This is a genomic window from Turicibacter sp. T129, from assembly GCF_025594975.1.
In the GTDB taxonomy this organism is placed as follows: domain Bacteria; phylum Bacillota_I; class Bacilli_A; order MOL361; family Turicibacteraceae; genus Turicibacter; species Turicibacter bilis.
This window is the reverse complement of record NZ_JAMQUU010000088.1, coordinates 1-15,079: the sequence shown is the minus strand read 5'-3', so window position 1 is coordinate 15,079 and position 15,079 is coordinate 1. Positions and strand designations below refer to the sequence as shown.

General features: G+C 33.2%; 14 protein-coding genes. 12 read left to right on the top strand and 2 right to left on the bottom strand.

The window, feature by feature from the left end:
* Positions 1-435 precede the first annotated feature (435 nt).
* The gene (locus tag NEH75_RS12440) at positions 436-966 is read right to left on the bottom strand and encodes a hypothetical protein (RefSeq protein ID WP_156343896.1); all 531 of its coding nucleotides are present in this window, start codon (positions 964-966) and stop codon (positions 436-438) included.
* Positions 967-1,137: 171 nt separating this feature from the next.
* Between NEH75_RS12440 and NEH75_RS12435 the strand changes: the two genes are divergently transcribed.
* Positions 1,138-2,289 (top strand): alkaline phosphatase family protein, encoded by a 1,152-nt coding sequence (locus NEH75_RS12435; RefSeq protein WP_262948956.1) that lies wholly within the window; start codon positions 1,138-1,140, stop codon positions 2,287-2,289.
* Between the two features lie 419 nt (positions 2,290-2,708).
* A complete protein-coding gene (locus NEH75_RS12430; protein WP_055305950.1) occupies positions 2,709-3,533 on the top strand; it encodes a sporulation peptidase YabG in 825 nt (274 codons plus the stop codon).
* On the opposite strand, the gene NEH75_RS12425 is transcribed toward NEH75_RS12430, so the two are convergent.
* The gene (locus tag NEH75_RS12425) at positions 3,534-4,841 is read right to left on the bottom strand and encodes an SLC13 family permease (protein WP_262948955.1); all 1,308 of its coding nucleotides are present in this window, start codon (positions 4,839-4,841) and stop codon (positions 3,534-3,536) included.
* Positions 4,842-5,069: 228 nt separating this feature from the next.
* On the opposite strand from NEH75_RS12425, the gene NEH75_RS12420 reads away from it, so the two are divergent.
* The 10 genes from NEH75_RS12420 (at position 5,070) to NEH75_RS13675 (ending at position 14,930) form a co-directional block, all read left to right on the top strand.
* Positions 5,070-5,789 (top strand): gamma-glutamyl-gamma-aminobutyrate hydrolase family protein, encoded by a 720-nt coding sequence (locus NEH75_RS12420; protein ID WP_055242162.1) that lies wholly within the window; start codon positions 5,070-5,072, stop codon positions 5,787-5,789.
* A gap of 162 nt (positions 5,790-5,951) precedes the next feature.
* A complete protein-coding gene (locus tag NEH75_RS12415; RefSeq protein ID WP_055305948.1) occupies positions 5,952-6,365 on the top strand; it encodes a Fur family transcriptional regulator in 414 nt (137 codons plus the stop codon).
* Positions 6,366-6,391: 26 nt separating this feature from the next.
* A complete protein-coding gene (locus NEH75_RS12410; protein ID WP_055305947.1) occupies positions 6,392-8,545 on the top strand; it encodes a YhgE/Pip domain-containing protein in 2,154 nt (717 codons plus the stop codon).
* Positions 8,546-8,658: 113 nt separating this feature from the next.
* Positions 8,659-10,560 (top strand): molecular chaperone HtpG, encoded by a 1,902-nt coding sequence (htpG, locus tag NEH75_RS12405; RefSeq protein ID WP_055242279.1) that lies wholly within the window; start codon positions 8,659-8,661, stop codon positions 10,558-10,560.
* A gap of 261 nt (positions 10,561-10,821) precedes the next feature.
* Positions 10,822-11,937 carry an alpha/beta hydrolase gene (locus NEH75_RS12400; protein WP_262948953.1) on the top strand — a complete coding sequence of 372 codons (1,116 nt, stop codon included), beginning with the start codon at positions 10,822-10,824 and terminating at the stop codon, positions 11,935-11,937.
* Positions 11,938-12,180: 243 nt separating this feature from the next.
* Positions 12,181-12,933 (top strand): hypothetical protein, encoded by a 753-nt coding sequence (locus NEH75_RS12395; protein ID WP_262948951.1) that lies wholly within the window; start codon positions 12,181-12,183, stop codon positions 12,931-12,933.
* Positions 12,934-12,948: 15 nt separating this feature from the next.
* The gene (locus NEH75_RS12390) at positions 12,949-13,836 is read left to right on the top strand and encodes a S66 peptidase family protein (protein WP_055242172.1); all 888 of its coding nucleotides are present in this window, start codon (positions 12,949-12,951) and stop codon (positions 13,834-13,836) included.
* Positions 13,826-14,002, top strand: a complete 177-nt coding sequence (locus tag NEH75_RS12385; RefSeq protein ID WP_156343898.1) for a hypothetical protein — start codon at positions 13,826-13,828, stop codon at positions 14,000-14,002. The genes NEH75_RS12390 and NEH75_RS12385 overlap by 11 nt, the downstream gene beginning before the upstream one ends.
* A 151-nt stretch (positions 14,003-14,153) precedes the next feature.
* A complete protein-coding gene (locus NEH75_RS12380) occupies positions 14,154-14,567 on the top strand; it encodes a TM2 domain-containing protein (protein WP_055275339.1) in 414 nt (137 codons plus the stop codon).
* 3 nt (positions 14,568-14,570) lie between these two features.
* Positions 14,571-14,930: a DUF2752 domain-containing protein gene (locus tag NEH75_RS13675; RefSeq protein WP_082411192.1), complete on the top strand. Its 360-nt coding sequence runs from the start codon at positions 14,571-14,573 to the stop codon at positions 14,928-14,930.
* Positions 14,931-15,079: the final 149 nt, after the last annotated feature.

Sequence of the window (15,079 nt, the reverse complement as noted above, 5' to 3'; positions counted from 1 at the left end):
ATAACCCCAATCCTTTCGTGGTTTTTTTGGTCAATTACATGGTATAGAATTTGGGACGTGATGTCTCTTTTTTTATACTTATTTTTTATTCCAAATAAAAGAAGTGTGGGAATCACCCACACCAAATATTATAGAACCATGATTTACTGTAAATCTATTATTGATATATAAGTTCAGATCAGTTTTTCATATTGTAAAAACTAAAGCCCTAGCAGTAGAGGAATAGATTTCTTTCAGAAATCGCTAGGTGACCCAAGGACTATATGACGTCTTAGTATGAAAGCTAATGTTTAACTAAAGCTGCTATAAAATAGTAACATACATTTCTGCTTTTATATAAGTTAATAAAAAATTACATATCGATTATATTGATGATCTAAAAAGTAAAGAAAAAAGACCAGTCTATGAAGACTAGTCTTTATAATCTCCCTCACTTTAAATTAAGCTTTGCCCCATCATTTGGTCTAAAAGAGATTGACTCATCAATGGTGCTTGATTAGTTAAAGTACTTTGAGGGGTAACTGCTGGTTGTCCCACCATTTGTTGCATATAAGCTGTTTGATTCATCATTGCAGGCTGTGTTGTAACAGGTGCTTGCGTTGCCATTTGAGCCATTGCTTGAGTTGGTTGAGCATAAAGCGTTGGCTGGTTAATAACGGTTGGACCTGCTAAGTATTCATCATAACGATATGATTCAACACTTTCTTGTCGATTTACGACATAATTGTGTTGGTTATGGTGATGGTGGACATTACGAACCACAACTGGAATGACATGATCGACACGGTGATAATGATGTTGCTGAGGAACACAAGTAACAGTTGGCTCAACGACTTGGCAACAAGTTTCATATTGACCCATTGGTGGCATAGTTGGCATCGGTACACTTCCCATAGGTGCACCACCCATCACAGGTGCACCTCCTACAATTGGAGCACTACCTGGACATCTCATATTTTGTTTCATAATTTGCTACATCCTTTCACTTTGTAATTCAGTTACAGTATAGTATATTATTTTTTCCTAAAAAGGCATTGACTCTTGCCCAAATGTTTCATTTACAAAATAATATTCGTGAAAGTAGATTATGGATTGAAAAATGTTTTATAATATAAGGGAAATAAATGAGGTGACAAGATGAAAAATATTATCTATCCAAACTATAATTGTTGTATTTTAAATACAATTGCAACTGTAATGAAGTATTATGGACTTCCATGTGAATATAAGGTATTACCTGAGCTTGAAGCAGCTCTTGCTAAGAAATATAAAACGATTGTTTTAATGGTGTTTGATGGAATGGGCATTGACGCCTTAGAGAAAAACTTAAAATCAACTGATTTTTTAAATCAACACATTAAATCTGAACTAACATCAGTCGTTCCATCGACAACAACAGCGGCGATGACTGCATATTATGCTGGAAAATCTCCACTTGAACATGGTTGGTTAGGATGGTCTTTATATTTTAAAGAATATGGACGCTATATCGATACTTTTATCAATACTGATAGTCATACTGGAGAAAAATTAGAACTTCCTCATGCCGGGCATGAATTAATGCCATATGCTCATATTCTTGATCAAATTGAACAGGTAACCCATCATCAGACAAAGGCTTATATGGTAGAACCGGCCTATATTGATTACAAAGGTAAAAATCAAAAAATTGGTGTTGAAGATGCTAAAGGATTTTTTGAAGAGGTAGAAAAGCTTTGTCAAACAAATGAAGAGAAGTTCATCTTTGCTTATTGGACGGATCCAGATAAAACGATGCATGGAACTGGATGTTACTCAGAAGAAACAAAACAAAAATTACAAGAAATCAATGATTTATTAGCGTCGTTATCAAAGACGCTAGAAGATACCTTAATTATTGTTTCTGCTGATCACGGTTTAATTGATGTAGAGAATAAAACGTATTTAAATGAGTATCCTCAATTAACCGATTGTTTTTTAATGCCACCATTCATTGAAGGACGTTTAATGTCATTCTTCATTCGCGAAGATTTACGTGATACGTTTAAGCAACGCTTTAATGAGTTATTTAGTGATGATTTCATCTTACTAACACGACAGGAAGCATTACAGAAGCAATTATTTGGTCCTGGAGAACCTCATAAAAAAACATTAGATTTTATTGGTGATTATATTGCTTGTGCAACCGGGCGTAAATTATTTGATTACATGCCGCTGACTAAAACGAAGAAATTTGAATTTACAGCGACTCATGCGGGTTTAACACGTGAAGAAATGTTAGTCCCATTAATCTTAGTTGAATCAAAATAAAATGAAAAGAACCTAGTCCAGAAGAACGATTTCTGTCTCTAGGTTCTTTTTTTAGTCTTTCACAATGGGGGCATTGTCCGTAATTTATTCCCCGTCAAATGATTGTAAATCAGCGAAGCATCGAAGTAATATTGATTTTTAATCACCATATTTTTCGTCAATAATCCCGATGTATGATGCATTTAAGTAAAAACAAACAGCTTTTAAAACGATATTATTTTGATAGGATTTAAATGGTGAATAGACATTTAACTTATTGATTTCTTCTAACCCTCATAGGTATATGGTGCTTCAATCTTAGTAAAGAAATTGGATAAGCTGGGGATGATAGTTTAGAAAAAGAAAAGAAGATTGCCTTTACATGTTTATACTCACCGACATATGATGCAGTATAGCATAATAAAGAGGTGTAGTATTCTATGCAAGTAGGTGACATCATTGTTAGAAAATCTTATCAGAAAGACATGAAATTTACAATTGTTAAAATTATCAATCATCAGGCTATCTTGAACGGTTTAAATTATCGCTTAATTGCAGATGCAGATCTGGATGATTTAGAATGTGTTGAATCAAGGTTATTGATTTCAAATAAATGGTCTAAACTAAAAAATAAAGATTCAAAATTAATTGATTCACCACCTAAGCTGTTAAAGCAATACCCTCATTATCAAACCATCTCGAATCATCAAAATATGAAGTTTGGTCGAATTCTGCATTTAGATGGAAATATGTTATATTTTAAAAAATGTTGTTCATTGTATAAGAAGTTAAACTTAACAGTTGATGCTTACTGTATCAAAGAATGCCATCAACCGCTGTTTATTTCAGAATTACTTAGCTTGCATCATCCAGATATCTTAATCCTCACAGGTCATGATTCAATGACAAAAGAGAAGCGTTACTCTATGACACCGTCTGATTATAAAAATTCCCGATTTTTTGTTGAATCGATTAAGGCGGCACGGAAGGTCTATAAAGATTATGATGATCTTATTATATTTGCTGGAGGGTGTCAATCGAATTACGAAGCTCTGATGAATGCAGGAGCAAACTTTGCAAGTGCTCCTAAACGATCACTGATTAATATTTATGACCCAGTTTATGTCGCCTCTATCCTTTCTACTTCTTCAATCTCAACCGTTATTGATTTGAATGTCCTACTAGAAAGTGGTTTGTTCACAGATACAGATATTGGTGGTTTAGAAACGAGAGGGAAAAGTCGAATCATTAAACCTGGATATTAGTCATCCAATCGTAATCGCAATATAAATTACTATATAAAGGGCAGAGAATAAGACCATAAAAAGAGCGAATGGAATCGAGAAGACAAGATAATTTTTTAAGACAAAGATTTCTTCAAGCTCTTTTTTCTCGTAGGGTAACATTCTAATATGTTTAATAAATCGTTTAGTTTGGCTCAGTAACACGGGTCCACCGGTAGCCGACCAAGGGAGCATACTACTGCCTGATAAAATACCAAGTGCTAAAGCAGCATAAATTAAGTGAAAAGGAACGAGCGAAGATAAAGATGTACAAATGGGTAATAAAGTGGCTGCAGCAGGTCCAGCTGATAAAAATGTGGCAATTAGAAAGGATAATCCTAAAATAGAGAGACACATTAAATAAGGATTTTGTTGTGTAGCTGCTAAAATATATTCGGCGATAGAAGATAGAATTCCACATTGTTCTAAAACACCACCAATTAAAAATAAAGCGATTAAGAAAGCAATCGAGTCCAGTAGTGGCAAGTCGTTAAGAAGATCCATAGATTCTTTATGATTTGAAAGTAAGGCTAATCCCCCAAAGAATAAAGAAACGTAGGCAATCGAGACATTAAAAAAGGGACCCACACATAAACCAATAATATAACCAACGAATAGGATTAATGGAATACGTAATTCTTTCCATTTAATAGGTTCTTTCTTAATGACCGGCGATTCACGCCAGTGCTTTGAAAAAAAACGATACCAAATATATGTATAACCGCAAAGGAAAACAATAAATAAGAAACAAGGGAATAACATTTTATTTAAGAAATCAAAAAGTGAGAAATCAGTGTATAGAGTCAGAATCACAGCAGGGGTGTCAGCCCATGGAAGGGCTGCTCCTCCAATATTAGAAGAAACAACTAAACTAACTAAGATAGGAGTAATCGGGATATGATATTGATTAGCTAAATAGATGGTAGTATAGGTAAAGAGTAGAACGACACTTAGATTATTCATAAATAAGGAACTAAAGAAAATAAGGAAGGGCAGAACGAGAATAATAAAAGTTTGACTTCCTTTCGAGAGCTCGACAAATTTATAGCTGATCCGATTCATGACACCGCAACGTTCAAATATATCCGTAAAAAGTGAAAGAACGATCAGAAGAATGATAATCTCAGAAGGAAATGAGGTAAAAGCTTTTGCAACATCAAAGGAAGATGTTAGTGTTCCTATGAGTAATAATGTTCCAGCACCTAACAGTGCAGTAGCTGTTCTTTTTTTGGTGTTAAGAATCATGCCAATATAAATAAAAATCGTCATGATGATAAGAATAATGTTCATTGCTACACCTCTTTTTTAATAGACTTTCTGTATATCATATTGAAAGAAGGATAAATCTGTGTTATTGAATCAGGATAAAATTCCTCGTTTTTTACTTTTAGACATTTTTTGAATCTCCATTTGAGAAGTTTCTTATTTTTGCATAATATAGACTGTATACAGGGTGTTATTTTATGAAAAGGGTAATATATTAAAAAATAGTAGGTAGAAAAAGGAGTGAGAAATAAAATGAAAAATTCACCAATCATTGGATTAGCTCCATTATGGGATGATGGAAAGCAGTGCGTTTGGATGGAGCAAGATTATCTTGAGGCTATTACCTTAGCAGGAGGTATGCCTATCATTCTACCTCTTGTACAAAATGAAGCTATGATTGAAGAGATTGCTTCAAAAATTGATGGATTGTTTTTAACAGGAGGACACGATATCAATCCGAACATTTATCATGAAAAAGCTACTGATTTATGTGGGAAAATGTGTGATTCTAGGGATAGATTTGAGTTGAAATTAGTAGAAAAAATAATAGAGCAAAATAAACCTATTTTTGGGGTTTGTCGAGGACTACAACTCTTAAATGTTTTCTTTAAGGGGACACTTTTTCAAGACATCCCAACACAATATAAAAAAGATCGCAACTTCTCACATCGACAACAAATCCCGTATGATCAACCGGTTCATGAAGTTTTTTTTGTCGAAGGTGGCTTGTTAGCTCAGTGGTTAAATGTGAATACTTTACAGGTGAATAGCAGACACCATCAGGGCATTAAAAAGTTAGGTGAAGGACTAATGGTTGAAGCTCTTTCAAGCGATGGCTTAATAGAAGCGATTCATCATTCTAATTACCCCTTTTTAGTGGCTGTTCAATGGCATCCTGAATCGAGATGTAAAACAAATGAACAAGAAAGAATGCTCTTTGAACAGTTTGTGAATAGTTGTAAAAGAACATAAATTAAAGTCTGCACATGTATGAAATTTGAAGGGAAAGGTATCCTAAAAAAAGACACCTTTCTCTTTTTTTGTTGGTCCATTAGATAAAATTTATTGACAGTTTCTGCAAAGAGGAGTAGAATTTGAAACTGAGTTTCAAATTTATGAGAATGAGGTGTGAATATGACCGAGTCAAAAGGCTATAAGACGAGGCAACGGAGCTTAATTTTAAGCTATCTAGCTTCAAATCGGGATCGACATATTACTGCAGAAGAGATTATTAGCCATTTTCGTTCTAAAGGAACAAAGATAGGCAAATCAACGGTGTATCGATATCTTAATTTATTATTAGAAAAAGGGATTATTCGAAAGTATTTACGTGGTGATGGACCAACAGCATGTTATTGTTATGTGGACGAACAATCAACCGAGGCATTCGTCTGTCATGTAAAGTGTGAACGCTGTGGTAAAGTTGAAAATATTTCGTGTGAAGAAATAAAAAAAATCAGTGCAATCTTCGAGCAAAAATCTGCCTTTAAATTAGATTTAAGTCATACGATCTTTTATGGACAATGCAGGGATTGTAAAATAGAATGAGTTAGTTAAGAAGGAAGAGATTTAAAATGATAAAAAATGTTTGGACGATTTATAAAGAGGACCTTAAGCGTATTTTTACAAATTATGCCGCTCTTATCGTTATTTTAGCCTTATGTATATTACCGTCACTTTATGCGTGGTTTAATATTAAAGCATCGTGGGATCCTTATGGTCAGGAAGCAACGAGCCAAATTAAAATTGGTGTGATTAATAATGACAAGGGAACTGAGTTCAATGGAAAACTCATTAATATTGGAGATCAAGTGGTTGATCAATTAAAAGAAAATGATTTAATGGGATGGCAATTTGTTGACGAAGCAGAAGGAGAGAAGGCATTAGAAGAGGGAACATTCTATGCAACGATTACGATTCCTGATAATTTTTCACAAAATATTATATCTTTAGTGACAAGTGATGTAAAAAAAGGACAAATGATTTATCGAGTGAATGAAAAAATTAATGCCATTGCTCCTAAGTTAACTAGTAAAGGGGCCACTGGTGTTCAAGAGAATATCAATCAAACAATTGTTGAAACTGTCAGTGGTATTTTATTTGAAGCGGGAAAAGGATTAGGGTTGGAAATTCAAGAAACCGTATTACCTCAGTTATCGCATGTTTATGATCAATTAGAAGAATTAATTTCAAAATTTGGCGATATGAATAGTTTAGTGCAAACAGCTCATAATGGTGGAATTCAATTAAAAGACTTAATTGCCTCAATTCAGACCGATTTACCATTGATTGAAACGACCATTACTTCTGCAAAGACAACGATTACTTCTTTAGAAAGTTTCATGGATACTTCAAAATCAGCGCTAAGTGATTTCATGCCGACCTTAAAAAATGATCTGTTATTAATTCAGACGATTGCTGATGAACTAAATACTTATGTGAGTCAAATAGAAGAGGCCATTCTAAGTGGGTCAGACAAAGCTCCTGAATTGATTGAGAACTTAATCACAAAAGTAGAGAGCACTCAAAGTTTAGTCCAATCATTTGTTAAAGTATTAGAGAGTTTTAATAAATTCCCAGCCGGTAGATTTGATGAATTAATTTCACAGTTACAGGGTGTGAATGGAGAATTAGATAAAGCTAAAGACTTTTTACAACAATTACATGATACTACTGTTAATGGTGGAGAACCTAATTTAACGGTTTTAAATAACATCAAAACTTTATTAAGTAGTGTTTCAAGTACAGCTAGTGCCATTTATAATCGTTTTGATAGTGCTATTGTGCCATCTTTAAATAATGTCATTGATCAGGCTTATAGTACGGCAACTAATGTCTTACAAGTTTTAAAAGAGGCTGAAGCAAAATTACCAGATGTTGCTTCCTTATTAAATACAGCGTATGAAGGAGCAGATAAAGGAATTGACGCCATTGAATATATCAACTCAAAATTACCTGAAGCAGAGAATAAAGTAAGAGAAGTGACTGCAAAACTTGGTGATATTAATGAAAGCCAAAGTTTACAAGAGGTGTTAACGTTACTTCAAGAAGCAGTGACGGAACGTCAAAACTTTATGTCATCTCCCGTCGATTTAGTTGAGGAAACCATCTTCCCAATGCATAACTACGGTACTGCGATGACACCATTTTATAGTGTACTCGCTCAGTGGGTCGGAATGACGTTATTAATTTCAATGTTATCGGTTCATGCAAAAGGCGAATATCGTCCAAGTGAAGAATATTTTGGAAAGTTCTTGTTGTTTGCAACAATTGCACTTGTTCAAGGTCTTATTATTGCATTAGGTGATTTATATCTTTTAAATATCTACTGTGTCAATCCAGGTTTATTTATTGTTGGAATTTTATTCACGAGTATCACATTTACTTTTATCGTTTATTCACTCGTTTCAGTATTTGGTAACGTTGGAAAGGTTGTCTCAATTATTCTATTAGTCTTACAAGTGGCAGGTTCAGGAGGAACTTTCCCAATTCAATTAACACCTAAGTTCTTCCAAATTATTAATCCATTTTTGCCTTTTACATATGCGATTTCTTTTGCACGTGAATCGATTGGTGGAGTCGTGGAAAATGTTTTAGCAAAAGATATTATCATTATGTGTATCTATAGTGTGGGGGCAGTTCTTATTTCATTATTTTTAAAGAAACCAATTAATAAGTTATTACATGGATTTGCTGAGAAATTTGAAGAAAGTGGGTTAGGGGAATAATCGCATGAAAATCATGCGATTTTTTCTTGGAATTTACTGTGATAGCGGATTAAAATGTTGACACCAAATTTAGGGTATGATATATATTTGATATGGGTATTAGCACTCTAATGATGAGAGTGATAAAAAAGAACAGAGGAGCGATTAAATTGAAACAATTTAAAGCAGAGTCAAAACGATTATTAGATTTAATGATTAATTCAATTTACACACATCGTGAAATTTTCTTACGTGAGTTAATTTCGAATGCAAGTGATGCGATTGATAAACTATATTATAAAGCCTTAACAGATTCAGATTTAAGCTTCAATGCAGATGATTACTTTATTAAAATTTCTATTGATGAAGAAAAGCGTCAGATTACGATTTCTGATACAGGAATCGGTATGACAGAAGCGGAGTTGGATGAACATTTAGGGGTTATCGCTAAAAGTGGTTCATTACAATTTAAAAAAGATACAGAGTTAGAAGATGGTCATGATATTATTGGACAATTTGGGGTTGGATTTTATTCAGCTTTCTTAGTGGCTGATAAAGTGACTGTCATTTCAAAAGCTTTAGGAGCAGAAACAGCTTATAAGTGGGAATCATGTGGAGCCGATGGATATACGATTGAGCCATGTGAAAAAGCAACGGTTGGAACAGACATCATTTTAACAGTAAAAGAAAATACAGAAGATGAAAACTTTGATGAGTATTTAGATGTCTATAAATTAAAATCAATTATCAAAAAATATTCAGACTTCATTCGTTATCCAATTAAAATGGATTTAACACGCTCACAACTAAAAGAAGGTAGTGAAAGTGAATATGAAGAAGTCACAGAAGAACAAACAGTTAATAGCATGGTTCCAATTTGGAAGAAAAATAAACGCGAATTAACTGATGAAGATTATGAAAACTTCTATAATGAAAAACACTTTGGATTTGATCAACCATTAGCACATATTCATTTAAGTGTAGATGGAACAGTAAGCTATAATGCTATTCTTTATATTCCAGAGAAGATGCCATACGATTTCTATACAACAGAGTATGAAAAAGGATTAGAACTTTATTCAAGTGGTGTCTTAATCATGAATAAATGTGCCGACCTATTACCAGATTACTTTAGTTTCGTCAAAGGAATTGTCGATTCAGAAGATTTATCGTTAAATATTTCTCGTGAAATTTTACAGCATGACCGTCAATTAAAATTAATTGCAAAGAACATTAAAACGAAAATTAAAAATGAATTAGAAAAAATGATTAAAAATGATCGTGAAAAGTATGAAACATTCTATCAATCATTTGGACGTCAATTAAAATATGGTGTTTATTCAGACTTTGGAGCAAACAAAGACGTGCTACAAGATTTATTAATGTTTGCTTCATCTCATGAAGATAAATTAGTGACATTAGAGGAATACGTGTCTCGTATGAAAGAAGATCAAACGCATATTTATTATGCCGTAGGAGATTCAATCGATCGTATTAAAAAGTTACCACAATCAGAGGCTGTGTTAGATAAAGGATATGAGATTTTATACTTCACAGAAGATATTGATGAATTTGCGATTAAAATGTTAATGTCATACCAAGACAAAGAATTTAAATCAGTTTCTAGTGCGGATTTAGGATTAGATACAGATGCAAAAGAAGAGGAAGCAACAAAAGAGTTTGCAACGTTATTTGAAAATATGACGTCAGTATTAAGCGGAAAAGTTAAAGCTGTTCGTGCAAGCCGCCGTTTAAAATCTCATCCTGTTTGTTTAGCCAATGAAGGGGATTTATCAATTGAAATGGAAAAGGTATTAAACTCGATGCCAAATGGTCAGCAAGTAAAAGCTGATAAAGTATTAGAAGTTAATGTTAACCACGATGTGTTTAAATCATTACAAGCTGCATATGAACAGGACCAAGAGAAGTTTGATTTATTTACAGATGTCTTATATAATCAAGCACGCCTAATCGAAGGGTTAGATATTGAAGATCCAGTGGCATTTACAAATAATGTTTGTCGATTAATGAAATAAAAAAATAGGTGACTATCAATGATAGTCGCCTTTTTTGATAGGATAAAAAAGATGTTTAATAAATAGGAATGGAACTTTAATCAAAAGAATTAAATCCAGTGATATTAAGTTGTCTTTTGAATTGCTATTAAAAAATGTAGGGTAATGCGGGTTTAATATGCTTTGGTAGAGTAAAGACGAAACAAAGGAATTTTTAAAACTTTATTTTCATAGACTTACAATAACGATGATAAACTAGCAAAATTAAGTAGGGGGATAAAAATGATAAGGGTAATCCTTTACAGTGTTTTCACTTTATGTTTGATAGCTGTCGTTTATGTCATGATCTATCAGTTTCTATTTAGATATGATGAAAGTTGTTCAAAATTAAAAGTATTGAATTTAGAAAAAGCAATCGACGATTTTTATTTATCAGAAGAAGATTATATAGAAAATATGACTAAATATGTGTACCCCAAACTAGAGAAGTATAGAAAAAGTGAGAGCTTTATGAATGATGGACATACGATTGTGTATGAAAGTTATCTTCTCGAAGAACCTAAAGCGACGATTATTATGATACATGGAAATTGTGAGAAAAAAGAGAAGTATCAAGAAGCAATTTATTATTTTTTAAATATGAACTATCAAGTCTATATCTTTGATCAATATGGTCATGGAGAGTCAACCCGTAGTCCAAGTGATAGAAATTTAGTTGATGTAGATCATTATGCTGTTTATGTGAATGATTTGCGTTATTTAATCGAGGAGATTGTTATAAAAGAAGTGAAGATGACTCCAATCGTTTTATTCGGACATTCGATGGGCGGGTGTATTGCTGCTTTATTAGCAGAGCAGTATCCAACGCTAATCGATGGCTTGATTTTATCATCACCAATGTTTCAAGTGGATACAGCAGGAATTTGGGAAGGATTTGCTTATCCGTATATTAAGTTGAGTTGCCTATTAGGAAAGAAAACAGATTATCTAGTTGGAGAACCTTATCGTCAAGAATTAGAGCAGGAAATCAATTCAACTCACTTATTAACGAATAGTCAAAAGAGAGGAAGTTTTATGTATCAACAGCGATTTACAGGTGGCACTTCTCCAACTTTCGGTTCTTCTTGGCAATGGGTAAGAGCATCAATCGATGCGATTCATCAAGTACTTAAGAAAGAAAATATTACTTTGATAGACGCTCCAATCTTATTATTTCAAGCAAAAGAGGATAGCGCTGTACTGCCATATGGTCAATATTCTTTTGCAAATTCAGCTCATGAAATTGATTTTTATTTAATTGAGAATGCACAACACGAGTTGTATATAGAAAAGGATGAAATTATTCAATCTTATTTTAATCAAATGAAAGAGTTTATTGAAACTAAAATTTTAAAATAGCTTAATCAATCGAATGATTAAGCTATTTTTATATCGTCATAGATAAATGGGATAAGAAGTTGGAATGCTCTATGTATCATAAAGACGTGCTATATCTAAAGGAATATACAGGCAATCGTTTGGGGCACATTGTTAAAGTTGGTCAGATTGTTTATAATTATGTAATAAAGCGTTATTATGGAAAAAAATTTAGTTCATGTAAATAATGTTAAATTATGTAATTAGAAAGGGTGTTACCACATAATGAAAAAGCGGGTAAAGGAAAATATTATAATAGGAGCAGGATTAGTTACCTTATCATTGTTATTACATTTTGTTCATGTCCTTATCTTTAAAGATATTCATCATACGATGATTTTTTTAGTTGCTGATATTGCTTTTATTCCAATGGAAGTTTTCTTTACTAGTATGATTTTAGAGCGTATGTTGGAAAGACGTGAAAAAGAACATGATAAAGAGAAACTAAATATGCTTGTTGGTGTATTTTATGCAGAAATTGGGACACAATTATTAGCATACTTCGTTGATCAAGATGATCGAGTTGCCATTTGTAAAAAATTACGTATTCAAGACCCATCGATTTGGAATGATGCCTATTTTAAACGTTTACAACAATTGAACTCATCTTATTACTATGAAGTTCAATTAGCCAAAATTGAATTAGGCGATTTAAAACATATGTTGCATGAAGGAAAGAATTTATTAATCACTTTAATGACAACAGAAAGTTTACATGATCATGAGACGTTTACTGAAATGTTAATGTTAATTATGCATTTAAAAGAAGAGTTAGATGTGAGAGATATTACTTCTTTATCTGAAGCTGAACGTCAGCATTTAGAGCAAGACATGTCGGCGTTATATCGCTATTTAACTTATGAGTGGTGTTATTATTTAGATTATTTAAGTAAACATTATCCAGGATTATTCAATACCGCTATTATGTTAAGTCCATTTAACAAAAAGCATCAACGTTGTAGTTTAGAAACTAACTAAGAAGGGGTGATAGGTGTGACCTTATTAAATCAGCATCAAGCCGTTGGGATTGTTGCTTTATCGAATGGCTTAAGTGAAAGTCAACGTCAAACAATTGAACAATTAGAAGTTGTATTAGCTAAACTAGGGTTAGAAATGAAGTGGCCAGCTTCTTTATTTAAAAAGCACAGCATTTATCATGCAACGGATCAAGAACGTGCAAAAATATTAATGGATTTTTATGAGGATAATCATATTCAAGCTATTTTTGATGTTTCTGGTGGTGATTTAGCCAATGGAGTATTACCTTATTTAGATTATGATATCATTCGTAGTCATCCAAAGTTGTTTTTTGGCTATAGTGATTTATCGGTTGTAGTCAATGCTATTTATGCTAAAACGAGTCACCCAACGTATCTGTATCAACTTCGAAATTTAGTTGGATCCATGGCAGAGATTCAGCAAGGAATGTTCCAAGAAACGTTGATGCAAGGAGGAAATACACTTTTTAATTTTCAACCCACATGGATTCAAGGGAAGAAAATGAAAGGTGAGGTTGTTGGTGGAAATATTCGCTGTTTCTTAAAATTAGCTGGAACTGAGTATCTACCATCTTTTGATGGAAAAATCTTATTACTTGAAAGTTATAGCGGCGATGTAGCGAAGATGGCCACTTATTTAAATCAATATAAACAACTTGGAGTTTTTGATCAAATTAATGGTTTGATTTTAGGCCACTTCACAGAAATGCAACAAAAAGGATATGAGCCCGATATTGTTTCATTAGTCCAAGAGATTGTCGGTAATCAAGATTTACCCATTGTGAAAACGGATGATATTGGACATGGCCCAGATTCAAAGTGTGTCATTATTGGTGAACTTTTGACACTAGGACGTGAGGAGGGGAATGGAAATGAAGGATAAACAAAAACAAAGTCATTGTGGGACTTGTGAGTACAATGTCAATAATTATTGTACGAGTCATCATGGCTACTATTTTCATGGAGAAGCCATTTCTGATGAAGAGGTTGAGTGTGAGGATTGGGTGAAGAATGTTCATGCTTACCCATTTTTGATTCAAGAAAAATAATCAAATAGAGACTTTAATGATATAGGTGAAACTTAACAATTGGATGAAGCCATAACTCCTGAAAAGGATTATGGTTTTTTTGTTGTCATTTTACAGAAAATAAAGACATAAAATTTTAGTGTTAGACTATTTATGGGGGAGGATGATTTTCGTGTATTGTCGTCATTGTGGGAAAGAATTGAATGAAAATGCTGATTATTGTACAAGTTGTGGAGTGTCAACGAACAAAGGGAATGCTTACTGTTCGTTTTGTGGAGCAGAGACGAATGAGGCAGCTGACGTTTGTGTAAAATGTGGAGCCAAGTTAAAAAAATTAAATGGAGAGCCTAAGTCAAAAATTGTAGCGGGACTATTAGGAGTGTTCTTAGGAGCATTTGGGATTCATCGTTTTTACTTAGGCTATACAACAATTGGAGTCGTTCAATTAATATTAAGTGTTCTACTTGGATTTTTTACATGTGGTGTGACAACTGCGATTGTTGGTCTATGGGGATTTATTGAAGGTATCTTAATTATTTGCGGAACAGTAATTACGACAGATAGCGATGGAAATTTACTACAGTAACCCATGATGAAATTTCGGTATTATCGACTCATATGTTATGTTGTAGGACTCATTGTTATTTATTTGATTCCATTAGGAGCTATTGAAAACCATCGATTATGTCTATGGTATCATTTATTTCAAGTCGATTGTTTTGGGTGTGGGTTTACCCGTTCCTTTTTTTGTTTCATGAACGGGGAGCTTTTGAAAGCTATTAGTTATAATAAAATGGTCCTATTCGTTCCATTGGGGTGGGCAATTGTGATTCAAGATAGTTGGATGATCATGACCAAATCAAATCGATTGAGTTTACTGGAACGAACCTTTATGCATGGAGCACGATGGTTATATCCTAATTTGAATCGCTTTAAAAAACTTAACTAAATCTACTTCAGATGCAATGTTATTAATAGAAACATCATCTATATCCTATGATTTAGCTAAGAAACCGATGGGTTCATGATACGTAGCTGGATTTTAATTATTTTGTCGATGAATCATTTCATCGACTTTTTTTATCGTGAATGATAAAA

Bases quoted from the DNA above. Each gene is read 5' to 3' on its own strand.
- NEH75_RS12440 (WP_156343896.1), bottom strand. From the start codon at position 966: ATGAAACAAAATATGAGATGTCCAGGTAGTGCTCCAATTGTAGGAGGT.
- NEH75_RS12435 (WP_262948956.1), top strand. From the start codon at position 1,138: ATGAAAAATATTATCTATCCAAACTATAATTGTTGTATTTTAAATACA.
- NEH75_RS12430 (WP_055305950.1), top strand. From the start codon at position 2,709: ATGCAAGTAGGTGACATCATTGTTAGAAAATCTTATCAGAAAGACATG.
- NEH75_RS12425 (WP_262948955.1), bottom strand. From the start codon at position 4,841: ATGAACATTATTCTTATCATCATGACGATTTTTATTTATATTGGCATG.
- NEH75_RS12420 (WP_055242162.1), top strand. From the start codon at position 5,070: ATGAAAAATTCACCAATCATTGGATTAGCTCCATTATGGGATGATGGA.
- NEH75_RS12415 (WP_055305948.1), top strand. From the start codon at position 5,952: ATGACCGAGTCAAAAGGCTATAAGACGAGGCAACGGAGCTTAATTTTA.
- NEH75_RS12410 (WP_055305947.1), top strand. From the start codon at position 6,392: ATGATAAAAAATGTTTGGACGATTTATAAAGAGGACCTTAAGCGTATT.
- htpG (WP_055242279.1), top strand. From the start codon at position 8,659: ATGAGAGTGATAAAAAAGAACAGAGGAGCGATTAAATTGAAACAATTT.
- NEH75_RS12400 (WP_262948953.1), top strand. From the start codon at position 10,822: ATGATAAGGGTAATCCTTTACAGTGTTTTCACTTTATGTTTGATAGCT.
- NEH75_RS12395 (WP_262948951.1), top strand. From the start codon at position 12,181: ATGAAAAAGCGGGTAAAGGAAAATATTATAATAGGAGCAGGATTAGTT.
- NEH75_RS12385 (WP_156343898.1), top strand. From the start codon at position 13,826: ATGAAGGATAAACAAAAACAAAGTCATTGTGGGACTTGTGAGTACAAT.
- NEH75_RS13675 (WP_082411192.1), top strand. From the start codon at position 14,571: ATGATGAAATTTCGGTATTATCGACTCATATGTTATGTTGTAGGACTC.